21 protein-coding genes are annotated in these 23,319 nt (G+C 72.9%); 13 read left to right on the top strand and 8 right to left on the bottom strand.

From position 1 onward, the window contains the following. Positions 1-56 precede the first annotated feature (56 nt). From ITJ44_RS13895 to ITJ44_RS13885, 3 genes are all read left to right on the top strand, one after another. A complete protein-coding gene (locus tag ITJ44_RS13895) occupies positions 57-377 on the top strand; it encodes a nucleotide pyrophosphohydrolase (protein ID WP_194636136.1) in 321 nt (106 codons plus the stop codon). Next, on the top strand, positions 364-2,142 hold the full coding sequence (locus tag ITJ44_RS13890; RefSeq protein WP_194636135.1) for a DUF2075 domain-containing protein: 1,779 nt from the start codon (positions 364-366) through the stop codon (positions 2,140-2,142). The genes ITJ44_RS13895 and ITJ44_RS13890 overlap by 14 nt, the downstream gene beginning before the upstream one ends. 197 nt (positions 2,143-2,339) lie before the next feature. Next, entirely contained in the window at positions 2,340-3,485 is a 1,146-nt protein-coding gene (locus ITJ44_RS13885) for an LLM class flavin-dependent oxidoreductase (RefSeq protein ID WP_194636134.1), read from the top strand. Between the two features lie 24 nt (positions 3,486-3,509). Here the strand turns inward: ITJ44_RS13885 and ITJ44_RS13880 are convergent, their stop codons facing one another. Continuing rightward, positions 3,510-4,112, bottom strand: coding sequence for a hypothetical protein (locus ITJ44_RS13880; RefSeq protein WP_194636133.1), 603 nt, complete (start codon positions 4,110-4,112; stop codon positions 3,510-3,512). Between the two features lie 25 nt (positions 4,113-4,137). After that, positions 4,138-4,815, bottom strand: a complete 678-nt coding sequence (locus tag ITJ44_RS13875; protein WP_194636132.1) for a hypothetical protein — start codon at positions 4,813-4,815, stop codon at positions 4,138-4,140. A gap of 272 nt (positions 4,816-5,087) precedes the next feature. Here ITJ44_RS13875 and ITJ44_RS13870 point away from each other — a divergent pair, with 272 nt between their 5' ends. From ITJ44_RS13870 to ITJ44_RS16195, 9 genes are all read left to right on the top strand, one after another. After that, positions 5,088-6,461, top strand: a complete 1,374-nt coding sequence (locus tag ITJ44_RS13870; RefSeq protein ID WP_194636131.1) for a cytosine permease — start codon at positions 5,088-5,090, stop codon at positions 6,459-6,461. Further along, positions 6,458-8,017: a hydantoinase/oxoprolinase N-terminal domain-containing protein gene (locus tag ITJ44_RS13865; RefSeq protein WP_194636130.1), complete on the top strand. Its 1,560-nt coding sequence runs from the start codon at positions 6,458-6,460 to the stop codon at positions 8,015-8,017. Before ITJ44_RS13870 ends, ITJ44_RS13865 begins: the two co-directional genes overlap by 4 nt. After that, entirely contained in the window at positions 8,010-9,137 is a 1,128-nt protein-coding gene (locus tag ITJ44_RS13860; RefSeq protein WP_194636129.1) for a DUF917 domain-containing protein, read from the top strand. The genes ITJ44_RS13865 and ITJ44_RS13860 overlap by 8 nt, the downstream gene beginning before the upstream one ends. A gap of 23 nt (positions 9,138-9,160) precedes the next feature. After that, positions 9,161-10,255 (top strand): DUF917 domain-containing protein, encoded by a 1,095-nt coding sequence (locus ITJ44_RS13855; RefSeq protein WP_370551704.1) that lies wholly within the window; start codon positions 9,161-9,163, stop codon positions 10,253-10,255. Next, complete coding sequence (locus ITJ44_RS13850; protein WP_194636127.1) at positions 10,252-11,814, top strand: helix-turn-helix domain-containing protein; 1,563 nt, start codon at positions 10,252-10,254, stop codon at positions 11,812-11,814. Before ITJ44_RS13855 ends, ITJ44_RS13850 begins: the two co-directional genes overlap by 4 nt. 192 nt (positions 11,815-12,006) lie before the next feature. Next, a complete protein-coding gene (locus ITJ44_RS13845) occupies positions 12,007-12,789 on the top strand; it encodes an L-threonylcarbamoyladenylate synthase (protein WP_194636126.1) in 783 nt (260 codons plus the stop codon). 362 nt (positions 12,790-13,151) lie between these two features. Next, positions 13,152-13,502, top strand: a complete 351-nt coding sequence (locus ITJ44_RS13840) for an Lsr2 family protein (protein ID WP_043583279.1) — start codon at positions 13,152-13,154, stop codon at positions 13,500-13,502. Positions 13,503-13,723: 221 nt separating this feature from the next. Further along, positions 13,724-15,049 carry a hypothetical protein gene (locus ITJ44_RS13835; RefSeq protein WP_194636125.1) on the top strand — a complete coding sequence of 442 codons (1,326 nt, stop codon included), beginning with the start codon at positions 13,724-13,726 and terminating at the stop codon, positions 15,047-15,049. Between the two features lie 221 nt (positions 15,050-15,270). Then, entirely contained in the window at positions 15,271-16,035 is a 765-nt protein-coding gene (locus tag ITJ44_RS16195; protein WP_194636124.1) for a bacterial transcriptional activator domain-containing protein, read from the top strand. A gap of 42 nt (positions 16,036-16,077) precedes the next feature. On the opposite strand, the gene ITJ44_RS13825 is transcribed toward ITJ44_RS16195, so the two are convergent. From ITJ44_RS13825 to ITJ44_RS13810, 4 genes are all read right to left on the bottom strand, one after another. Continuing rightward, positions 16,078-18,150 carry a prolyl oligopeptidase family protein gene (locus ITJ44_RS13825; RefSeq protein WP_194636123.1) on the bottom strand — a complete coding sequence of 691 codons (2,073 nt, stop codon included), beginning with the start codon at positions 18,148-18,150 and terminating at the stop codon, positions 16,078-16,080. Positions 18,151-18,182: 32 nt separating this feature from the next. Beyond that, positions 18,183-18,680, bottom strand: coding sequence for an HNH endonuclease (locus tag ITJ44_RS13820; protein WP_194636122.1), 498 nt, complete (start codon positions 18,678-18,680; stop codon positions 18,183-18,185). A gap of 359 nt (positions 18,681-19,039) precedes the next feature. After that, positions 19,040-19,885 (bottom strand): C40 family peptidase, encoded by an 846-nt coding sequence (locus ITJ44_RS16080; RefSeq protein ID WP_304519911.1) that lies wholly within the window; start codon positions 19,883-19,885, stop codon positions 19,040-19,042. Between the two features lie 414 nt (positions 19,886-20,299). Next, positions 20,300-20,998, bottom strand: coding sequence for a metal-dependent transcriptional regulator (locus tag ITJ44_RS13810; protein WP_194636120.1), 699 nt, complete (start codon positions 20,996-20,998; stop codon positions 20,300-20,302). Positions 20,999-21,106: 108 nt separating this feature from the next. Here ITJ44_RS13810 and serC point away from each other — a divergent pair, with 108 nt between their 5' ends. After that, positions 21,107-22,225, top strand: a complete 1,119-nt coding sequence (serC, locus tag ITJ44_RS13805; protein WP_194636119.1) for a phosphoserine transaminase — start codon at positions 21,107-21,109, stop codon at positions 22,223-22,225. Between the two features lie 69 nt (positions 22,226-22,294). On the opposite strand, the gene ITJ44_RS13800 is transcribed toward serC, so the two are convergent. Continuing rightward, complete coding sequence (locus tag ITJ44_RS13800; RefSeq protein ID WP_194636118.1) at positions 22,295-22,942, bottom strand: DUF3027 domain-containing protein; 648 nt, start codon at positions 22,940-22,942, stop codon at positions 22,295-22,297. Next, on the bottom strand, positions 22,935-23,318 hold the full coding sequence (locus tag ITJ44_RS13795) for a cold-shock protein (RefSeq protein ID WP_194636117.1): 384 nt from the start codon (positions 23,316-23,318) through the stop codon (positions 22,935-22,937). The genes ITJ44_RS13800 and ITJ44_RS13795 overlap by 8 nt, the downstream gene beginning before the upstream one ends. Between the last annotated feature and the right edge of the window lies 1 nt (position 23,319).

The raw sequence follows: 23,319 nt of genomic DNA, 5'->3' as shown, positions 1-23,319 counted from the left end.
TCGGGATGGCCGTGCTCCCCTCGGACGGCGCGCGCGACGGCTGCTACCGTGACCGCATGCCCAGCCGAGACGTGCGCGAGGAGCTCGCGGCCTTCGTCGCCGAGCGGGAATGGGCGCAGTTCCACACGCCGGAGAATCTCGCCAAGAGCATCGCGATCGAGGCCGGCGAGCTGCTCGAGTGCTACCAGTGGGACGCCGAAGGGGATCCCGAGCAGGTGCAGGCGGAGCTCGCCGACGTGCTCACGTACTGCCTCCTCCTCGCCGAGCGCCTGGGCGTGGATCCCGATCGGATCGTGCTCGACAAGCTCGCTGTCACGCGCGCCAAGTACCCGGTCGACAAGGCTCGCGGACGCAGCACACGGTATGACGCGCTCTGAGATCCACCCGACGTCCCTCGACCGCGATGTCGTCACGGGGTGGGCGGACGAGGATCCTCGCCACGCGAACTGGCCGGTCGTCTACGTGCTCGACGGGCCGCCCTCCACGCGCCCCGCCCGGGGACCCCGCCGGGATGACGTGTACGTCGGCGAATCGCTGAATGCCGCGGGTCGGCTGCGCCAGCACATCGCCTCCCCGAGACGGGGGCACCTCCGCACCGCACGCGTGATCGTCAGCGACACGTTCAACAAGTCGGCGTGCCTCGACCTCGAGTCGCGCCTCATCGAGCTGTTCTCGGGCGACGGCCGCTACACGGTGCTGAACCGCAACATCGGCATCACGAACGCCGAGTACTACGACCGCGTCGCCTATACGGCCCAGTTCGAGGCGGTCTTCGACCAGCTGCGTGCCGAGGGGCTCTTCCGGCGCTCGATCACCGAGATCGAGAACGACGACCTCTTCAAGCTCTCGCCGTTCAAGGCGCTGACGCGCGATCAGGAGGTGGCGGTCGAGGGCGTGCTCGAGGCGCTGGTCGAGGACCTTCGCGCCGGCACGACGAGCACCACGGTGATCCAGGGCGAGCCCGGCACGGGCAAGACCATCCTCGCGATCTACCTGCTCAAGCTGATCGCGGATGTCCGTCGCCTCGAACCGGACGACGTGATCGACAGCGACTCGCTCCTCACCGACTACTTCCTGGGCGAGAACCGCGGTCTCCTCGAGGGGCTGCGCACGGCGTTCGTCGTCCCCCAGCAGTCGCTCCGGAGATCGGTCGCGAAGGTGTTCGCGAGCACTCCGGGCCTGCAGGACATCGCGGTGCTCACGCCGTTCCAGGTGGGCGAGAGCCGCGAGCGCTTCGGCCTGCTCGTGGTGGACGAGGCGCATCGGCTGAACCAGCGCGCGAACCAGGCATCTGGCCCGCTGAACACGAAGTTCTCGGAGATCACCGCACGGCTGTTCGGCTCCGATGACACGAGGAAGACGCAGCTCGACTGGATCCGCGCCCAGAGCGACCACCAGATCCTGATGCTCGATCCCGCGCAGACCGTCCGACCCGCCGACCTCCCGGCGGCCACGGTCGGCGCGCTCCTCGACGACGCCCGTCGTGACGATCGCCTCTTCCCGCTCATGTCCCAGATGCGGGTCGCCGCGGGCTCCGACTACGTCGGCCACATCCGTCGCATCCTCGGCGCCACCTCGAGCGCGGGATCGGAGCGGCGGCTCCCATCCGCTTCCCTCGGCGACTACGAGTTCCGCATGTTCGACGACGTCGCGGCGATGCATCAGGTCATCCGCGAGCGTGATGCCGAGCACGGCCTCGCCCGCATGGTCGCGGGATACGCGTGGAAGTGGGTCTCGAAGAAGGACCCGGCCGCGTTCGACATCGTGATCGGCGACTACCGCGCGCGCTGGAACAGCACGACGAAGGACTGGATCGGCTCGCGCACGGCGCTCGACGAGGTCGGGTCCATCCACACGGTCCAGGGATACGACCTCAACTACGCGGGCGTGATCATCGGCCCGGACCTCCGCTACGACACCGGGAGCGGCCGCCTCGCCATGGATCGCGCGTCGTACTTCGACGCGAAGGGCCAGGAGAACAACCCGACGCTCGGGATCACCTACACGGACGCCGACCTCCGGCTCCTCATCAGCAACGTCTACGCCGTTCTCATGACGCGCGGGATCCGCGGCACCTTCGTCCACGTAGTGGACCCGGCTCTGCGCGACCACCTGCGCCGCTTCATCCCGTCGTCCCCCTGAGCCGAGCGAGCGCTCCGGCGCGGTGGACAACCTGACCGGTCGGGATCCCCCTCAGCGCACACTGGGGCCTTCCCCACGCTCGCGGCCAGCATGCGTCTCCCCGGCTGATCCGACGGCGCAGCCGCTCCGGGCAGCAGCCATCGGCTCGGCGCGCGTCGCCCGGCAAGCCCGCACCCCCGATCCGAGGAGCCCCGCCCATGACCCCTGCGAGCGACCGGATCGACTCCCGCACCCGCGCCCCGCTCTCCGTCCTCGACCTGGTCCCCGTGTCCGCCGGATCGTCGTCCGCCGAGGCCCTCCGCGACAGCCTCGACCTCTCCGTGCGCGCGGAAGCGGCCGGCTACGCGCGGTACTGGCTCGCCGAGCACCACATGAACCCGGGTCTCGCGGGATCCAGCCCGCACGCGATGCTGGCCGCCGTCGCCGCGGCGACCCGCTCCATCCGGGTCGGCTCGGCGGCGACCCTCATCGGGAACCACAGCGCGCTGCAGGTCGCCGAGGCGTTCGGCACCGTCACGGGGCTCTACGGGCCGCGGTTCGACCTGGGGCTGGGCCGCAGCCCGATGCCGCCGAAGCGGCCGGCGGGGGCGGGAGCCGATGCCGACGCGCAGGCCCGTGTCGTCGACGGCCTCGTCGTGCCCGCGCGCGCCGTGATGTTCAAGGACCGGTCCCGCGCCCAGCTGCAGGCCCGGCTCCTCCGTCGCGGCGACTCCGAGGTCGCGCCATTCGGCGAGACGGTCGACGACCTGCTGGCCTTCCTCGACGGGACGTACGCGGATCCGGAGTTCGGGCCGATCGCGGCTCCCCCGTCGGACGGGTCCGCCGTCGAGGTGTGGATCCACGGGTCGTCCGCCGGCGAGAGCGCCCGCGTCGCCGGATCCCGCGGCCTCCCCTTCGGCGCCAACTACCACTCGACCCCGTGGGGCGTCCTCGACGCGGTCGCGGCCTACCGGGAGCACTTCGTGCCGGGCGTCCTCGCTGCCCCGCGGGTGATCGTCTCGGCCGACGTGCTCGTGGCCGACACCGACGCGGAGGCCCGGCGCCTCGCCTCCGGGTTCGCGTGCTGGGTGCTCTCGATCCGCTCGGGTCGCGGCGCGATCCCCGACCCCGCCCCCGACGACGAGGCCGCCGCACCGCCCGACGCCGCGGAGCTCGCGCAGGTGCAGGACCGCCTCGACACGCGCATCGTCGGGGATCCCGCGACGGTCACGCGGAAGCTGGAGACGCTCCAGCGTGTGACGGGGGCCGACGAGCTGCTGATCACGACGACGACGCACGACCACGCGGCGCGGGTGCGCTCCTACGAGCTGCTCGCGGAGGCGTGGGGTCCGCGCGGCCTCTGAGCGGTTCCGCGCCGAGGCGACGCATCAGCGCGGGTCCCCGTCCCCACCCGCCTCCCGCCGCTTCCGCTCGATGGCGGCGCGATACCTCCGCATGGTCCGTTCCCCGGCACGACGACGGATCTCCTCCACGTCAGGCGCGAAGGTCTCGCGGGTCATGTCCTTCAGCTCGGCGTACTTCCCGTAGAATTCGTCCTGCGTCATGCCGGGCTCCCACGGGCGGCCGATGGCGATCCCGACCGCGGATGCCAGCCCCCAGGCAGCTCCCACCGCCGTGCCCATCGCGAACGAGCCGCTCATGAGCCAGCCGAGGGCCACCACGCCGACCAGCGCGACGAGCGGGGGCACGAGCGCGAAGTCCCAGCCGCCCGGCGACGAGAGCTTCCGCCGCCGGGCGAAGGGATCCTCGACCAGGACCTCGATCAACGCGCCGACGCTGATGGCCACGGCGACGAGCGCCACCAGGTCACCGACTCCCCGCGAGGGGACGGCGGGCAGGAGGGTCGCGAGCCACAAGAGCACGAGCACGACCGGCGCCTTGACCAGCCCGAGGACGAGATGTCCTGACAGGGGTGCCCACAGGCCAGGCGGCTCCCACGAGTCGGGGTTGCGTGGTCGATCACCTGTCATGAGAGCGCCCTCCTTCTAGATCGGTTCATCCGAAGCAGTCTGCGATAACTCCGTCGACTCCAAGCAACGCTTCGATCACCTCAGCAGCGTCATCGCCGACGGCCACTGCGAAGTCGCCTCTGGCGATCGCACGAACGATCCCCGACAGCGAACCGAAGATGGAGCGAGCTTCCTTGATCCAGCCGATGACCCTGCCGACCGGAATGCCGTATTGGACAATCAAGCCGACGATGTCAGTCGCGCACGCGAACCAGTTGGCGGCGAGACGGACCTGCGGCACTCCTCCTACCGGGCTCTGGCTCGACTTGCGAAAGGACACCGTGCTCACTACGAGCGCTTCCGAAGCAGTTTGAGCCGGCACAGACGCGTTGCTGACCCTGGCGTTGATCGCGTCAGCAAGTCGGCGCTCGTAGCCGGGAGTCGAAGCTGGATCGGCGTCCTTGAGGTCCGCAGGAAGTGACTCGAGTAGCGACAGCAACTGATCGAGTTGGTCGACGGAGGAACCCTGTGTACTGGAGGACTCAGAGGCGAGAAGCGCGTTCGTACCTGCGGCACCGGACTTCGACATCGCATGATGAACAGGAGTTGGCGGCCCAGACGGAACAACAGTCGTGACGGCCAGAGCGATGGTGACCGCTCCAGCGATCGCGGCGGCGACGGCTCCGGTGCGGAAGTTGCGCGCGAGTCGAGCTTCAAACCTCATGGGTGGCTACCTTCTACGTGCGAGGCTTCGTCGCCTCGTCGAGACGAGGCTGACGCAACACGCGGTCGCTGTGGCGGCCTGTCCACAACGCAGCCTCGCGCTCGATCGGACATCTTCGACAGCTCGGCCATCCGGCCTAGCGGCGGCGGCGGAAGCCCCCCCGGGCACTCCGCCCCGCTTCACGCCCCCGACACGACACTCTGCACATGGTGCCCTCCCGCGGCGGATCCCTACCCTGTGTCAACCCGTCGCCACACCCGAGGAGACTCCCCATGGCATCCACCGCACCCGACGACTACGCGCTCGCGCGGGTCCCGCAGGAGGCGCGCTACCACTGGTTCCAGATCGCGACCCAGCGCGTCGGCCAGCTCTCGGCGCTGAGCGCCTTCGTCGTCGCCGCCACGCTCGGCTTCAGCATGAGCTTCTGGGATGCCTTCTGGGCCATCACCATCGGCGCCGTGATCCTCGAGGTCGTCTGCGTCTTCACGGGACTCATCGGGCAGCGCGAGGGCCTGAACACCTCGATCCTGTCGCGCTGGACGGGCTTCGGGCACAACGGCTCGGCGCTCATCGGCCTGGCCATCGGCGTCAGCCTCATCGGCTGGTTCGGGATCCAGTCGGGCGTCTCCGCGTCGGGCCTCCACTCGATCATGCCGTGGCTCCCGGTGTGGGCCTGGTCGCTCGCGTTCGGCCTCATCATCACGGCGGTCGTGATGCTCGGCTTCCACGGCATGCAGTGGGTCGCCAACGTCGCCGTGCCGCTCTTCCTGCTGCTGGTGGGCTGGGCCGTGGTGATCGAGCTGCAGAAGCACGACATCTCGGAGCTCCTGACGCAGCCGGCGCCCGGCCCGCCGATGTCGATCATCGCGGGCGCCTCGATCGTGGCCGGCGGCTTCATCGTCGGCGCGCTCATCTCGCCCGACCAGACGCGCTACAACCGGTCGGCCGCCGATGTCGTGAAGCAGACGGTCGTGAGCATCACGGTCGGCGAGTACCTCACGGGGCTGTCCGGCGTGCTGCTCGCCCACGCGGTGCGCACGGCCGACGTGTCGGCCATCATCCTGTCGTCGGTCGGCTGGGTCGGCGTGCTGGTGATCCTGCTGGGCACCATCAAGATCAACGACTGGAACCTCTACTCGTCGGGCCTCGGCGTCGTGAACTTCATCGACACGGTGTTCGGGCGGCGGGTGAACCGGGCGCTCGTCACGGTCGTCGTCGGCGTGATCGGGTCGGTGCTCGCGGCCGCCGGGATCCTCGGGCAGTTCACCGCGTTCCTCACCCTGCTCGGGGTCGCGTTCCCGCCGATCGTCGGGATCATGATCGCCGAGTACTTCGTCGTCAAGAGCTGGCGGCCGGCGCTCGACGCCTCGCGGGAGGCCGGCACGCTCCCGGCGAGCGCCCCGCGCTGGGTGCCCGTGAGCCTCGTGATCTGGGTGGTCTCCGCGCTCGTCGGCTACTACGCGACCTTCGGCCTCGGCAGCCTCAACGCCGTCATCACGGCGTTCGTGCTCTACGCGGTGCTCGGCAAGGCGGGGCTGATCCGCGGCGTCGGCGAGGTGCGCACCGAGACGGCCGACCAGGCCGCCCCCGGCGTCGCGGCGCCGGACGCGGCCTCGGCCACGGCAGGGAAGGTGGCGACCCGATGAGGATCGGCATCGACGTCGGCGGCACCAACACGGACGCCGTGCTCATGGACGGCGACCGCGTGGTCGTCGGCATCAAGTCCTCGACCACCCAGGACGTGACGAGCGGCATCGTCGGCGCGCTCGCCGAGCTCGACCGGCAGCACCCGTTCGACCCGGCTGGCATCGACGGCGTCATGATCGGCACGACCCACTTCATCAACGCGCTCGTCGAGGCCAGGCGGCTCGCGCCGACGGCGGCCGTGCGGCTCGCGCTGCCCGCCACCGCGTCGCTGCCGCCCTTCGTCGACTGGCCGGAGGAGCTCGTGGCCGCCGTGCGCGGCACGGGGTACCTCGCCCACGGCGGCCACGAGTTCGACGGGCGGGTCATCTCGCCGCTCGACCACGACGAGCTGAAGCGCCACGCGGCCGACATCGCCCGGCGCGGCCTCCGCTCCGTCGCGATCTCCAGCGTCTTCGCGCCCGTGAACAGCGAGTTCGAGGTGGAGGCCGCCGCGGTGCTCGCCGCCGAGCTCGGACCGGACGTCGCCATCTCGCTCTCGCACGAGATCGGCCGCATCGGCCTGCTCGAGCGCGAGAACGCCACCATCATCAACGCGTCGCTGCGGGAGCTCGCCGACCAGATCGTCGGCGGGCTGGAGCGGGCGGTGCGCGGGCACGGGATCACCGCTCCCCTCTACCTGTCGCAGAACGACGGCACGCTCATGGGCGTGGACTTCGCGCGCCGCTACCCGGTGGCGACCTTCGCGTCGGGCCCCACCAACTCGATGCGCGGCGCGGCGCTGCTGTCCGGCCTCGGCACGTGCGCGGTCGTCGACATCGGCGGCACCACGAGCGACGTGGGCGTGCTCGCGGGCGGGTTCCCGCGGGAGGCGACCGCGGAGATCAGCGTGGCCGGCGTCCGCACCAACTTCCGCATGCCGGACGTGCTCTCCATCGGCATCGGCGGCGGATCCCTCGTGCGCGGCGACGGCGACGTCGTCGGGCCCGACTCGGTCGGCTACGAGCTCGGGCGCCGCGCGCTCGTCTTCGGCGGCGACACCCTGACGACCACGGACATCGCGGTCGCGGCCGGCATGGTCGACGTCGGCGATCCGGCGTGCGTGGCGCACCTGTCGCCGCAGCTCGTCCGCCGCGTGCTCGACACCATCGCGATGCGCGTCGCCGACGTCGTGGAGCGCATGCGCACGTCGTCCGCCCCGCTGCCCGTCGTGGCCGTGGGCGGCGGATCCATCCTGCTGCCCGACGAGCTCGAGGGCCTCGGCCGGGTGCACCGCCCCGACAACTTCGCCGTCGCGAACGCCGTGGGAGCGGCCATCGCACAGGTCTCCGGCGAGCTCGACCGCGTCTACAGCGTGAGCGAGGGATCCCGCCAGCAGGCCCTCGACGACGCCAGGCAGGAGGCCGTCGAGCGGGCGGTCGCCGCCGGCGCCTCCCCCTCGACCGTGGAGATCGTCGACTTCGACGAGCTCCCCATCCCGTACCTGCCCGGCAACGCGATCCGCATCCGCGCCAAGGCCGTCGGCGACCTCGACATCAGGAAGGCCGCGAATGTCTGACACGACCGTGCCCCGCACCCGCCTCACCGAGATCCGGCTGGAGCACCTGCCCGCCATCGCGCGCGGCGCGGCCATCCTCGGCACAGGCGGCGGCGGCGACCCGTACATCGGCCGGCTGCTCGCGGGCGAGGCGATCAAGGAGCTCGGGCCCATCCCGCTCGCCGACCCGTTCGAGCTCCCGGACGACGCCGTGGTGATCCCCGTCGCGATGATGGGCGCGCCCACCGTGATGGTCGAGAAGCTGCCGACGGTCGAGCAGCTGCAGGGGGCGATCCTCTCGCTCGCCCGCTACCTGGGCGTCACGCCCACGCACGTGGCGTGCATCGAGGTGGGCGGCGCGAACTCCACCATCCCGATGGTCGCGGCCGCGCGCATGGGCCTGCCCATCGTGGACGGCGACGGGATGGGGCGCGCGTTCCCCGAGATCCAGATGGTGATCCCGACCATCGACGGCATCCGCGCCACCCCCATGTCGTTCGCCGACGAGAAGGGCAACACGGGCGTCGTCGACACCATCGACAACGCGTGGGCCGAACGCCTCACGCGGCCGGTCGCGGTGCAGATGGGCAGCTCGATGATCATGTCGAACTACGCGATGACCGGCGCCCAGGTGAAGGCGTCCTTCGTGCCGCACACCCTGTCGCTCTGCCACGAGCTCGGCACGCTCGTGGAGGAGGCGCGCGAGGCCCTCGTCGACCCGGTCGAGGCGGTCGCCGCGCGTCTCGGCGGCGCGGTCCTGCTGGGCGGCAAGGTCGTGGACGTCGCGCGGCGCACCGTCGCGGGCTTCGCACGGGGCGAGGCCAGGATCCAGGGCACGGGCGCGGACGCCGACCGCGTGATCGTGCTCGGGTTCCAGAACGAGATGCTGCTCGCGTCGATCGACGGCGTCCCGGTCGCCTCCACGCCCGACCTGATCATGGTGCTCGACAGCGAGACGGGCGAGCCGATCACGACGGAGACGCTCCGCTTCGGGCAGCGCGTGCGCGTGGTCTCCGCGCCGGCCGACGAGCGGTGGCACAGCCCGGGCGGCATCGCGCTCGCCGGGCCCCGCTACTTCGGCTACGACATCGACCCCGTCCGCTCGCCCGTGGACGACTTCTCCGAGCCGCCGGGCGCATAGGGCCGGGTGCTACCGTGACGCCCGTGAGCCGGGACCTGGGAGTCGACGACCTCCCCGACCTCGTCTCCGGGCTCCTCCTGCTCGGCTCGGGCGGGGGCGGCGACCCGCGGATCCTCGCGGCCGCCACCGCCCGCCAGCTGCGGGACGCGCCGGTGCGCGGACTCGCGCTCGACGACCTCGACGCGGACGACCTCGTGGTGCCGGTGGGCTACATCGGATCCACGTCGGTGCTGCGCGAGAAGCTCCCGTCCGGCACGGAGCTGGCCGAGGCCGTCGAGGCGCTCACCCGCTGGACGGGCACGCCTCCCGCTGCCCTCATGGCGCTCGAGATGGCGGGCGTCAACGGGCTCGCGCCCCTCTCGGCCGCCTCGACGCTCGGCCTCCCCCTCCTCGACGCCGACCTCACGGGGCGCGCGCTCCCCCGCATCGACCAGTCGAGCCTCGTCGTCTCCGGCCGCGACATCTCGCCGTGCGCCATCACCGAGCCGGGCGGTCGCACGATGCTGCTCGACGGCATGACGCCCGCCGAGGTCGAGGCACTGCTCCGGCTCGTGATCGCGCACTCCTCCGGCTGGGCGGCGCTCGCCCTGCCGCCGCAGCGGGCCGCCGACCTCCGCGCCACCGCCATCCCCGGCACCGCCGAGCGCGCCATCCGGCTCGGCCGCGCCCTCCGCGACGCCGCCGGCGCGGGCACCCCGGCCGGCCTCGCGGCCGCCCTCGGCGGCGCGCTCCTCGGGCACGGCCGCATCGCGGACGTGGTCACGTCGCCCCGCCCCGGCCGCTTCGACGTGACGACGGTGAGCGTGGTCGACGAGTCGACGGGCGCGGTGATCCGGCTCGAGGCCGAGAACGAGTTCGTGATCGCGCTCGCGGACGGCCGACCGGTCGCGGCATCGCCCGACCTCATCGCGGTGATCGCCGTCCCCGGCACGTCCGTGGCCGGGGCCCGCGTGCTCCTCGTCGACGACGCGCGCCCGGGCACGCGCGTCGTGGTCGTGTCCCTCGACGCGCCCGCGTGGTGGACCGCGACGCCCGAGCGCCTGGCCGCCGTCTCGCCCGCGGCGTTCGGGTTCGGCCGGGTCGACGTCGGATCCGACGCCGTCGGTGCTCCCGCGTGATCCGGCCCGTCCCCCTCTCCGCGCTGCTCGACCACGCGTCGCTCGCGGACGTGCGCCGGGTGGCGGGCACCGCGGATCCCGCCGTCTCCGGCGTGCGCGGCGTGCGCATGGACGCGCCGGCGGACGACGCGACGGCCGGCGACGGAGCGGGCCGGGCCGGCGGGGCCGACGTCCTCGTCGTCCTCGACCGCGCCGAGCGGACCACCTGGCGCTTCGACGCGCGACTGCGCCGCCTCGCCGACCGGGGCGTCGCGGCCGTCGTGCTCGACGCGTCCGTCGTGGTGGATCCCGCGACGACGCTCCTCGCGGACCGCCTCGGCATCGTCGTGCTGGCCTGCGACGACGCGTGGGCGACCTCCATCGCCCTGCACGACCGCCTCGGCGACGCGCGGGCCGCCGCCGGCCGCGCCGCGCTCGACGCCGTGGCGGCGGTGGCGGACGCGGGCCCGGATCCCGCGGACGCCCTGCGCGCGGCCGCCGCGACCCTCGGGCGCACCGCCCTCCTCGTCGACTCCTCCGGCCGCGCGCTCGCGCCCGAGCGCTCAGCGCCCTCTCCCGCCGCGCACGCCGCCATCGCCGCCGGCCTCCCCGGGCACGTCGACGCCCGCCCCGTCGGCGAGGGCGGCACGCTCGTCACGGCGCCCGTCGACTCGGGCCTCATGGCGCCGAGCTGGATCGCGGTCGAGGTGCCCGGATCCGTCGCCGCCGAGGTCGACGCCGTCACCGCCGCGCTCCCCGTCGTCGCCCTCGCGCTCGGGCAGCGCCTCTCGCTCCGCCGCGTGATCGACGAGCGCGAGGCGCGCTGGCGCATCGCCCTCCTCGGCGAGCTCCTCGAGGCCGGCGACTCCCCCGGCGCCGGGCTCCTGCGGCGCGCGCTCGAGCTAGGGTGGCGCGTCGAGGGCTGGCACATGGGGATCCGCGTCGTCGCGCGCCAGGACGCCGACCACGTCGGCCGCCGCTACGAGCTCATCGAGGCGCTCGCGGCGGAGGGCCTCGACGTCGGCGTGGTCGAGCAGGGCGACGGCTGGGCCGCGTGGATCTCGTTCGCGCTCGAGCCCGACGTCCCCGCCGCGAACGACGCCGCGCGCGCGGTCCGCCGCGCCCACCAGCGCTGGGACGACGACCTGCCGAGCGACGTCGGCGTCGGCCGCGTGCACCACGGCCCTGCGGGCATCGCCCGGTCGCTGGCCGAGGCCGCCGACGCCGCCCGCCTGGCCGCGTCCCGCCCGCAGTCGGGCCGCTTCCTGCACGTCGACCGGCTCGGCCTCGCCCAGCTCCTCCTCGCCTGGACCCAGACCGACACCTTCCAGCCCGCCGCCCTCGAGCTGCTGGCCCCGCTGCGCCGCCAGACCACGGGCGACCTGCTCGCCACGCTCGCCACCTACCTCGACGCCGAATCGTCGGTCGCGGAGACCGCGTCGATCCTCGCGGTGCACCGCAACACCGTGGCCGAGCGGATCCAGCGCGTCCAGCGCATCCTCCAGGTCGACCTGCAGGACGCCGAGACGCGCCTCGCCCTGCACCTCGCCTGCCGCACGGTGCTGGCGGCGGGAGCGTAGGCCGGGCCGCCGGGAGCCCCCGTCCGAGGCGGCGTCCGCGCTATCCTGTGGACGCTCGCCCGCTTCGCCGATCCCGCGCGCCTACCGTCGACATCACCGCTCTTCCGCCGCACGCGCGGCCAGGCGCGCCCCGCCCCGACGCAGGTGCGCCGGCCGGCGGATCCACCCCACACGCACGAGAGGCACCCGCCCATGACCGACACCACCCGCACGATCCCCTGGGACGGCACGCTCGACGAGCGCGCGGCCCGGGCCCTCGAGGCGCCAGGAGGCCTCGTCGTCGCCGCCACCAAGGTCGGCTACATCCTCATGACGACCGACGGCACCGGCCTCGAGCGCAAGTTCGACGCGAAGCAGCGCAACCGCGACAAGCCGGGCGTGGTGCTCTGCACGAGCATCGAGCAGCTGACGCAGCTCGCCGTGCTCAACGACGAGATCCTCGCCTTCTACCAGGAGCACTGGGACGCCGACGTGCTCCTCGGCTGCATCCTCCCGTGGCGCGAGGACGCGAAGCACCTCCTCCCCGACGAGACGGCGCAGCAGCTCGCCATGGACCGCCGCGGCACCAGCTGCTTCGTGATCCGCTTCGGCCGCCCCGCCGAACAGCTCGCCGAGCACCTGTGGAAGAGCGGCCGCCTGGCGTTCGCGAGCTCCGCGAACCCGTCCGGCAAGGGCAACCGCGGACGCGTCGAGGGCATCGGCGAGCGCATCGAGCAGCAGGCCGACGTCATCGTGGCCGCCGACGACTACGTCGCCTCCATCCAGCCGGGCCTCGACGAGACGAGCCGCCACGAGCAGGGCGTCATGGTCTCCATGGTCGACGCATCCGGCGCGCTCATCCCGGAGCAGCACGGCGAGCGCTCGGTCACCCCGAACCCGACGCTCATCCGTCGCGGACTCGCGGTGGACGTCATCATGTCGGCGCTCGCGCGGTCGTTCCCGTCGTGGGACTACCGTCACGGCGAGTACTACTGATCCCGTCCGGATCAGCACCTCGAGGGCCCGCGGAGCACGTCTCCGCGGGCCCTCCCGCGTCCCCGCGCGCCCATTCGCGGGGCGCCCCTGCAATTCCCTAGGCGGGGAGATCGAACGGCATTCCCCCGGGATATGCCGGCGACACGCCGCCGCGATGCGCGGGAAACCGCGCCGGGGATCGCGCGCGGATGCGTCGGAATGCGCGCGGCGACGACGCGGCGACGTATCGGGGACCGTCTTCCCGTGGATTGTCGGTCAATTCCGTCGCCGATTCACGAACGATGTCGGATTTCCCGCGGACAACGGGTATCGTGGTTCTCGCCGCATCATCTGATGCACCATCTGCAATGAGAGGAACAGACGTGGCTCGCAAGGTTGTCACCACGCTCGTCGACGACATCGACGGCGTCGTCATCGAAGAGGGAAAGGGCGAGACCGTCCCGTTCGCGCTCGACGGCGTGAATTACGAGATCGATCTGAGCGACGCCAACGCCGCGAAGCTCCGTGAGGCGCTCGACACGTACGTCGACCGCGCGCGCCGCGTCGGCCGCGCCTCCACCGGCCGTTCGGCCGGCTCGCGCCGCTCGTCCTCCAGCGCCCCCAAGGAAGACCTCGGCGCCGCCCGCGAGTGGCTCCGCGAGCACGGCCACAAGGTCTCCGAGCGCGGCCGCATCTCCGCCGACCTGCTCGAGGAGTACCGCGCCAACAAGTAGGCGACACGACGCGCGCATCGCGCGCAGCACTTGCGAAGAGGGCCGATCCGCCAGCGGATCGGCCCTCTTCGTCGTCCCGGGGGCTCCCCGTAATGAATTACGCAGCCCCCGGAATGCCGGGGGCCGGCATGCGCGGCGCGCCGGGTGTCACGGGCCCGTCACGCGGGCGTCGCGGGCACGTCGCGGGGTCGCGAGCACGCTCGCCGGGAAGAAGGAGCACCGTGCCGAATCACCTCGCATCATCCGGGACCGCAATTCCCGCCCGCCGTCCGCGTCGTCCCCTCCGCGGGCGCTTCCTCGCGTCGGCGGGCGCCGCGCTCATCGCGCTGGTCGCCGTGGTCGGCGTGAGCGGCCAGATCCAGTCCGCGTCCGCTGCCGTCTCCCCGACGACCACGGCGCAGTGCAACGACACCCCGAACGGCGGTGGCGACCAGGTCGAATGCGACGTGACGGTCGTCAACGAATTGAACGTCGCGACGCAGACCGGATCCTCGACGGTCACCACCCGCGTGTGCGCCGGTGCCGCGGGAGCGGCGCCCCTCTGCACCACCACGGTGTCGCAGCGCGACGGCATCATCATCACCGCGGTCCAGCAGTGCAACGGCGTCGCCAACGGCGGCGGCAGCAATGTCATCTGCAACGTGGACATCACCAACAACATCGTCGGCGACAGCACCACGACGCCCGCGACGGTGAACCAGTGCGTCGGATCCGCCACGGACGGCGCGGCGGGCGGAACGGCCTGCAATCCGGTCTCCAGCACCACGGGCGCCGACGTCACCCAGTGCAACGGCTCCGGCAACGGCGGCGGCGCCGCGGGCCGCGTCACCTGCACCGTGCCGACCTCCACCTCCACCTCCGCGCTCCTCGTCCAGGTGAACCAGTGCAACGGCTCCGGCAACGGCGGCGGCGCGACCGTCACCTGCAGCACGAACATCAGCAACTTCGTCACGGCGGTCGTGACGCCGACCCCGACCCCGACGGCGACGCCCACCGCGACCCCGACGGTGCAGCCCACCACGCCCGCGCCCACTCCCACGCCCACCGCCCCGACGCCCACCCCGACGGCCCCCACGCCGACGCCCACCGCGCCGACCCCCACGCCCACGGCTCCGACCCCGACGCCCACCGCGCCGACCCCGACGCCCACGGCTCCCACGCCGACGCCCACCGCGCCGACCCCCACGCCGACGGCCCCGACGCCCACTCCGACGGCCCCGACGCCGACGGCCACCGCGCCGACCCCGACGCCCACCGTCCCGACGCCCACCGCGACGGCTCCCACGCCCACGCCCACGGCTCCGACGCCCACCGCCACGGCCCCCACGCCCACCCCGACCGTCGGGACCCCCACCCCGACCGTGGGGACGCCCACCCCCACGAGCACGACCGCCACCCCGATCGTCCCCGGCGGCACGACGCCGGGCGGATCGCTGCCGGTGACGGGCTACGACCCCACGCCCACGATCGGCTGGGGCCTGGCCGCGCTCGTCCTGGGTGCGCTCGGCCTGGGCTGGAACGCGCGACGCCGGTCCGCCCAGCGGTAGCCGCACCGCGGATCCCCTGACGCATCGCCCGACGACACGTCGTCGGGCGATGCGTCGTGCGTAGCCCCAAAAGCACGTCCATGGTGGGCTTTCGCCCCCGAGCGGATACGGTGGCCGCGATGGAGGTGCCGGATGCATGAGCGAGTCCACGGCGGATCCCTCCGCTCGACGCGCGATTCGCCTGCGCTCGCCCGCCGCCCTCTCCCCGGCGAGGCGCCGTGGTGATCCGCGTCGACGTGCTCGGCGGATTCCGCGTCCAGGGTCTCGGCGCGGGTCCCGCCTCCGCGTCGATCGGCCCGGATCCGACCGGAGCCGCCCTCTCCGACGGCACCAGGCGGCTCATCGCCGCACTCGCGATCCGGGCCCGCCCCGCCGACCGCGGCACGCTCGCCAGCCAGCTGTGGCCCGACGCCGTGGACGGCCGTGCCGCATCGAGCCTCCGATCCGCCATCGCGCGTCTCGGCGACGGCGGCCGCGAGATCGTCGGCTCCGCACCCGGCGGGCTGACGCTGAACGACGCGGTCGCCGTCGACCTCCGGACGGCCCGGGCGACGGCGGCACGCCTGCTCGAACCACGAGAGGAGGAGCCGGACGACGCGGACATCTCGCCCGCCGCGGTGGCCCTCTTCAGCGCGGACCTCCTGCCCGACTGGTTCGACGCCTGGCTGGAGCCCGCGGCGGAGGAGTGGCGGCACCTGCGCGTCAACGCGCTGGAGGCCCAGTCCCAGGCGCTCCTGACCCGTTCGCGCCTGCACGAGGCGGCCTCGGCCGCCCGACGCGCCATCGACGTCGATCCCCTCCGCGAGACCGCGCAGCGCTGCCTGATCGCGGTGCACGTCGCGGCCGGCAACCAGTCGGACGCCCTGCGCGCCTTCGAGGTCTACCGCACGCGCCTCGAGCGCGAGGTGGGCCTGGAGCCGACGGCGATGCTGACCGGCCTCGTGTCCGGCCTGCGACCCCGAGCCACGGTCCGCCGCGACGCCTGACCGCCTGGGCGACCGCCCGGCATCAGGCCGCCGCGCGGCGGCTCACACGCGCGCCGCTGCGCCCCCGAGCCGCTCCCAGAGGAACGCGTGGATGAGCGACTGCAGCCTCGCCGTCGCGGGATTGTCCGCCGATCCGCCGTGCCCGCCCGCGGTGTTCTCGAAGTACCAGGCATCCTCGACGCCGGTCTCGTGCAGCAGCGCGACCATCTTCCGCGCCTGCACCGGGCCGACGCGGTCGTCGCTCGTGGCCGCGTAGACCAGCGTCGCCGGGTATGCGATCCCGGCGCGCACGTTGTGGTACGGCGAGAAGGTCCGGATGAAGTCCCAGTCGGACGGCACGTCCGGGTCCCCGTACTCGGCGATCCACGAGGCTCCCGCCGACAGGCGCGTGTACCGCCGCATGTCCAGGAGCGGCACCCCGCAGATCACGGCGCCGAACAGCTCCGGGTAGGTCGTGAGCATGTTGCCGACCAGCAGGCCGCCGTTGCTCCGGCCCTCGCAGCCGAGGCGCGCCGGGACGGTCACGCCGCGCTCCACGAGATCGCGCGCGACGGCGGCGAAGTCCTCGTACGCGCGATGCCGGCGCTCCCGCAGCGCGGCGCGGTGCCACGCCGGCCCGTACTCGCCGCCGCCGCGGATGTTGGCGAGCACGTAGACCCCGCCGCGCGCGAGCCAGCCGCGCCCCACGACGCCGCTGTACGACGGCAGGCGGCTGTTCTCGAAGCCGCCGTAGCCGGAGAGGAGCGTCGGCGCGGATCCGTCGAGCGGCAGGCCACGCGGCCCCACCTGGAAGTAGGGCACGCGCGTCCCGTCGTCCGACACGGCGAAGTGCTGCTGCACCTCGAGGCCCGTGGCGTCGAAGGACGCGGGCTGCTCCTTGACCGGCCGGGGCGCGCCCTCGCCCACCACGCCGCGCAGCAGCGTCGGCGGGGTGAGGAACCCGGTCACGGCGAGCCAGTACTCGTCGGTCTCCCGGTCCGTCGCGACGACGGAGACGGATGCGAGCGGCGTCCCCACGCGCACGTCCTCCTCCCGCCAGCCGCCGGAGCCGACCGCCGTCGGCGGCGTGAGGACGCGGATCCGGCTCGCGACGTCCTCGAGCAGCGTCAGCACGAGGTGCCCCGCGGTCCAGGCCCAGTCCTCGAGGCTCCGCGACGAGGTCGGCGCGAACAGCACGGCGAGCTCGCGGGATCCGGCGAGGAAGTCGTCGAGGCGCGCCGCCAGCAGCGAGCCCGCGGCGTGCACGACGCCGCCGATCTCCGTGTCGGTGCGCGGCCGCAGCACGAGCCACTCGCGGTGCAGGTCGACGTCCACGTCCTCGGGCACGTCGATCGGGACGGTCCCCGCGTCCGTCAGCAGGAGCGTCCTGGACGTGAAGAAGTCGGGCACCTCCCGCACCACGTCGCGCTCGAATCCCGGCGTGGGGTCGTGCGTCACGTGGACGAGCATGTCGGTGGCCGCGACCGCGTGCACCTCCGGCGCGTCCGCGAGCGCCTGCCCGCGGCCCCAGCGGCGCGCGGTCCGGGCGTACGAGCTCTCGGTGAGGCTGCCCGGCCCGAAGTCGGTGCCGACGAAGACCGTGTCCCGGTCGATCCACGACACCATCGTCTTCGCGACCGGCACCTCGAATCCGTCCTCGACGAACAGCCCGGTGCCGAGGTCGAGCTCGCGGACCGCGACCGCGTCGCCGCCGTCGGGCGAGAGCGACACGAGCGCCCGGTCGCGCGCGGGCGACAGCAGCTGCGCCCGCGAGAACTGCCACGGGATCCCCTCGGCGGCGCCCAGCGCGTCCAGGTCGAGCAGCACCTCCCACTCGGGCGCCGGCGCCTCGTACTCGTCGAGCGTCGTCCGCCGCCAGAGGCCCTGCACGTGGTCCGCGTCGCGCCAGAGGTTGTAGAGGTGCTCCCCGTGCCGCGAGACGTACGGGATCCGCTCGTCGGACTCCAGCACCGCGAGCAGCTCGCCCGTGAGCTCCGCGCGGTCGCGCTCCGGCGATCGGCCGAGCGTCCGCTCGTTCTCCGCGCGCACCCATTCGAGGGCGCGGTCGCCGTGGATCTCCTCCAGCCAGAGGAAGGGATCGTCAGGTGTCGAGGAGGTGCGAGCGTCGGCGGTCATCCCCTCAGCCTACGGAGGCGACGGGGCGCGGATCAGGCCGCGGGCGCCAGGAACTCGTCCCACCCGGGGGCGGGCCGCTCCATCCCGCTGACCACCCAGCCGCTCCCCTGCGGTGCCCGCGGCGACGTCCGGAGCGTCCAGCCCATCTCCTCGGGCGTGCGGTCGCTCTTGCGGTTGTTGCACGACAGGCAGCAGGCCACGAGGTTCTCCCACGTGTCCTTGCCGCCGCGCGAGCGCGGGAGGACGTGGTCGATGGTGGTCGCGTTCCGGGCGCAGTACGCGCACCGGCCCCCGTCGCGCCGCAGCACGCCGCGCCGCGAGACGGGCACGCGGCGCGCGTGCGGGAGCCGCACGTACCGCGTGAGCAGGATCACGGACGGGCGGCCCCAGGCGCCGCCGCTGCCGAGGATCGGGTGCTCCTCGTCCTGGGCGAGCATGGTGGCCTTGCCGCTCAGCACGAGCACCAGGGCCCGCTTGAACGACACGACGGCGAGCGGCTCGAAGCCCGCGTTGAGTACCAGTGTGCGCACGACATCCCTCTCAGACCGGCCTGGACGGCTTCCAGGAATCCGAATGAGGCGTCCCGCCCCCGGGAACACGCGAAGGCACCGCCGAGTGCTCGGCGATGCCTTCTAGGAGAGCGGGTGACCGCTCGGGTGGAACAGGTGGCTGCCCATCCGGGGATGGTGCCGATGGCCGTGGCGCACGTGCGCATCCATGGTGCGGATGTCAGGTGCGGTGGTCATCGGGGCTCCCGAGCGGGTCGAGGGACGTCTCACCGGACAGGGTAACCCCTCGATCCCCGTTTGTCCCGGGGAACGCAGGAGGCCGGCGGCGCATCCCACAGGATGCGTGCCGCCGGCCTCCCGGGGTCGTTCTCGTGACGGTGTCAGCCCAGGAGGCGGACGTAGTGCACGTTGGAGCTCCAGACGGGGCGCTCCTTGACGTGGTCGCCGGGCTTCGGCGCGTCGATCATGATGCCGTTGCCGGTGTAGATGCCGTCGTGGCTGAAGTCGTTCCAGACGACGATGTCGCCGGCACGCGCCTCGGAGGCGGGTACCGTGACGCCGGCCGCGCCCTGTGCCCGCACCGAGTGCGCCAGGTTGAGGCCGAACTGGGCGAACACGTACTGGACGAGGCCCGAGCAGTCGAAGCCCGCGGGGGTGTTGCCGCCGAAGACGTAGGGCACGTTGAGGTACTGGCGGGCGACGGCGGCGACGCCGGTGGCCGAGGTGCCCGGGTAGATCGGGTTCTGGGAGAGCTGCGATGCGGACGCGCCCGTGTAGCTCGTGACCGAGGACGCGAGCTGCGTGCGCCGCTGCTCCGCGAGGGCGGCGCGCGCGGAGGCGGCCTTCTGCGCGTTGAGGTCGGCGACGGAGGTGGCGGTGAAGCCCTCCTCCTCGACCGGAGCCGACGACGCGTTGTCTGCGGTGACGACCTGCGCGTTGGCGGCCGTGTAGTCCTGTAGCGACGCACCGGGCGCCGACGCGGTGTGCTCGAGCGAGGATCCGGCGGCGTAGGCCGGGATGGCCATGACGCCCACGAGGCCGGTGACGAAGGTCATGACGACCGCGTTGGCGGCCTTCGTGCGGCGCGAACGTCCCGTGGGCACGGGTGCCGGGGACAGGCGGGGCGCGGGAGCCTGGAGCGTGCGGGTCGCGGAGTCGCGCCGGGGGCGGACGGCCTTCGCGGTCTCGGCGGCGCGGAGCTCGCGGCGAGTGGGCAGGCGATCCATCCCGGGTGCGGGCGGTCGGGTCGGGTCGGACGGGTTCCCGACGGAACCGCTGATGTCACCATGGGCCAAGTTGTCAACCTCCTGCGTCTCGACGCCGGACATGCTGGCGCCCCGTCCCTCCAAGGTCGTCGAGGGGTACTCATGCAGGGGACGGGTGTCGAGACGCCCTGCATCGGGCCCGGAACCTCTGTGGTGGTCGGTCGGGCCTGTTCGAGAGTAAGGGACGCGCACCCGTTTGTCATCCTGAGGGACCATATTTCTAACGAATCCATAACGGCAGACGTCATCCTCGCGACGGATGCGGGACAGAACCCCCGGTGAGCGCGGCGTGCCCCGCTTGCGTACCCCGTCCGGGGGTGGTCCTGGGGATCCGCCCAGCGCCGACCGCGACAGCGATGCCGACGCGACGCGGGATCAGCGCTCGATGAAGATGTGCCCGGCGACCTCGAGCGGGAGCTCCAGCCCCGCCCCCGCCCCCTCGACCCGCACCAGGACGTAGGCGCCCTCGCGGGAGAAGGACCCGGTCGCGCCCGGCAGCACGCCGGCCTGCTTGAGCTGCGCGAGGAGCTCGGGATCGAACTGGACGGGCTCGCCCAGCCGGCGGATCACGCCGCGCGCGGGCGCGTCCTCGGTGGTGCCGAGCGAGGCCTCGACGATGCTCACGACGCCGGCCATGAACGCGACGGCGGGCGAGTCGCCCAGCTCGTCGAGCCCGGGGATGGGGTTGCCGTACGGCGACTCCGTCGGGTGCCCGAGGAGGTCGAGGATCTTGCGCTCCACCTGCTCGCTCATCACGTGCTCCCAGCGACAGGCCTCGTCGTGGACGAACTCCCACTCGAGGCCGATGACGTCGCTCAGGAGGCGCTCGGCGAGGCGGTGCTTGCGCATCACGTGCACGGCCTTGCTGCGGCCCTCCGGGGTGAGCTCGAGGTGGCGGTCGCCGCTCACGATCACGAGGCCGTCGCGCTCCATGCGCGCGACCGTCTGCGAGACGGTGGGACCCGAGTGGCCGAGGCGCTCGGAGATGCGCGCCCGCAGCGGGACGATGGCCTCCTCCTCGAGGTCGAGGATGGTGCGGAGGTACATCTCCGTCGTGTCCACGAGATCAGTCATCGGGCCTCCCTTGCGCCGTGGACCAGCCTACTTCCCCGGGTGCGGGATGACCGGCGCGGGTCGCGGGACGGCCGGGGGCGGCGGCGGACGGTCCCCTACCATTGCCGCATGCCGACCACGAAGATCCCCACCGAACTGCTGCCCCTCGACGGACGATTCGGCTGCGGGCCGTCCAAGGTGCGGCAGGCGCAGCTCGACCACCTCGCGCTCGCGGGGGCGCAGATCCTCGGGACCTCCCACCGCCAGGCGCCCGTGAAGGACATGGTCGGACGCGTCCGCGACGGGCTCTCCCGGCTCTTCCGCCTGCCCGACGGCTACGAGGTCGTGCTGGGCAACGGCGGGTCCACCGCCTTCTGGGACGCCGCGGCCTTCTCCCTCATCGAGCGCCGCAGCCAGAACCTCGTGTTCGGCGAGTTCGGCGGCAAGTTCGCGAAGTCCGCCGGCGCGCCCTTCCTCGAGGCGCCCGACGTCATCGGCGCCGAGCCCGGCAGCCGCGCCTCCGCGAACCCGGTCGAGGGCGTCGACGTCTACGCGTGGCCGCACAACGAGACCTCGACCGGCGTGATGGCCCCGGTGACGCGCGTCCAGGGAGACGCGGGCGCGCTCACGGTCGTGGACGCGACGAGCGCGGCCGGCGGCATCGACTTCGACGTGACCCAGGCCGACGTCTACTACTTCGCCCCCCAGAAGAACCTGGCGAGCGACGGCGGGGTCTGGCTCGCGCTGTTCTCCCCCGCCGCCCTCGAGCGCGTCGAGCGCATCGCGGCGTCCGGCCGGTGGATCCCCGAGTTCCTGAGCCTCAAGAACGCCGTGGACAACTCCCGCCTGAACCAGACGCTGAACACCCCGGCGCTCGCCACGCTCCTCATGCTCGAGGACCAGCTGGACTGGATCGAGCGGGCCGGCGGGCTGGCGTGGGCGGATGCCCGCACGCGCGAGTCGTCCTCCGTCCTCTACGAGTGGGCGGAGCGCGTGGACTACGCGCGGCCGTTCGTGGCGGATCCCGCGCACCGCTCGCAGGTGGTGGTGACGATGGACTTCGACGACGGGATCGACGCCGCCGCCATCGCGAAGACGCTCCGCGCCAACGGCATCGTCGACACCGAGCCGTACCGCAAGCTCGGGCGCAACCAGCTGCGGGTGGCGACGTTCACGGCCATCGAGCCGGACGACGTGCGAGCGCTCGTGCGCTGCATCGAGTTCGTGGTGGAGCAGGGCGCGGGCTGATCCCGCCCCGCGCATGACGACGGCGGCGGTCCCCTCGAGGGCCGCCGCCGTCGTCATGCGGGACGCGCGTCAGCGATCGGCGCCGTCGAAGCTCGTGTCGTCGTCGTCATCATCATCATCGTCATCGTCATCGTCATCGTCATCGTCATCGTCGTCGTCGTCGTCCGACGCGGGCGCCTCGAAGTCGACGCCGTCGAGCACGTCGTCCGTGTCCTCGGCGTCCTCCGCGGAGTCGTCGTCGTCCTCGTCGTCGTCGTCGGACTCCGACGCGAGGCGCTCCGCCTCCTGGTCGGCCTCGATGCCGGCGAGCCGATCGGACCACGGCAGCCACTCGGGCGAGAGGAGGGCGCCCTCGCCGGGCATCAGCTCGGCCTCGAGCACCGTCGGCGCGGCGTCGTCGACGCGGGCGAGCGTGACCGTCCAGAACCAGCCGGGGTAGCCGGGCATCGTGTTCGCGAAGAGGAGCGACAGGACGCGGTCGTCCTCGACGATCGAGCCGGCCGGCTCGCCGACGGTGTCCGCGGGCGTGATCTCGAGGAGCGCCGCGCGCGCGAGGTCCACGGCCGCGAGCAGCTCGGCGTCGGGGACGACGGGCTCCCGGGGCGACTCGGCCTCCGTCGCCGTGTCGCCGGGCGTCACGTCGTCGGGCATCGCATCAGCCGCGTCCACGGGTACCTCGTCCACCGTCGTCGTCTCCTCGTCCCGCGGCTCAGGCATCGAGCTCCTCCGCGACCCGGCGCAGCAGCGCCGCGATCTTGCGGCCGTGCGCGTCGTCGGGGTAGCGGCCTCGCTTGAGGCCGGTGCCGATCCCGTCGAGGACCTTCACGAGGTCCTCGACGATCACGGCCATGTCGTCGGCGGGCTTGCGGGACATGCGGGCGAGCGAGGGCGGGGCGTCGAGGATCCGCGCGGAGAGGGCCTGCGCGCCGCGCTTGCCGTCCGCGATGCCGAACTCGAGCCGGGTGCCGGCCTTCACGCCGGCGACGCCCGAGGGCAGGGCCGAGGCGTGCAGGAAGACCTCCTGGCCGTCGTCCGAGCTGATGAACCCGAACCCCTTGTCCTCGTCGTAGAACTTCACCTTGCCGGTGGGCATG

The organism is Clavibacter sp. VKM Ac-2873 (assembly GCF_015351075.1).
In the GTDB taxonomy this organism is placed as follows: domain Bacteria; phylum Actinomycetota; class Actinomycetes; order Actinomycetales; family Microbacteriaceae; genus Clavibacter.
The sequence above is the reverse complement of the archived record's forward strand: the minus strand, read 5'-3'. Positions and strand labels throughout refer to the sequence as shown.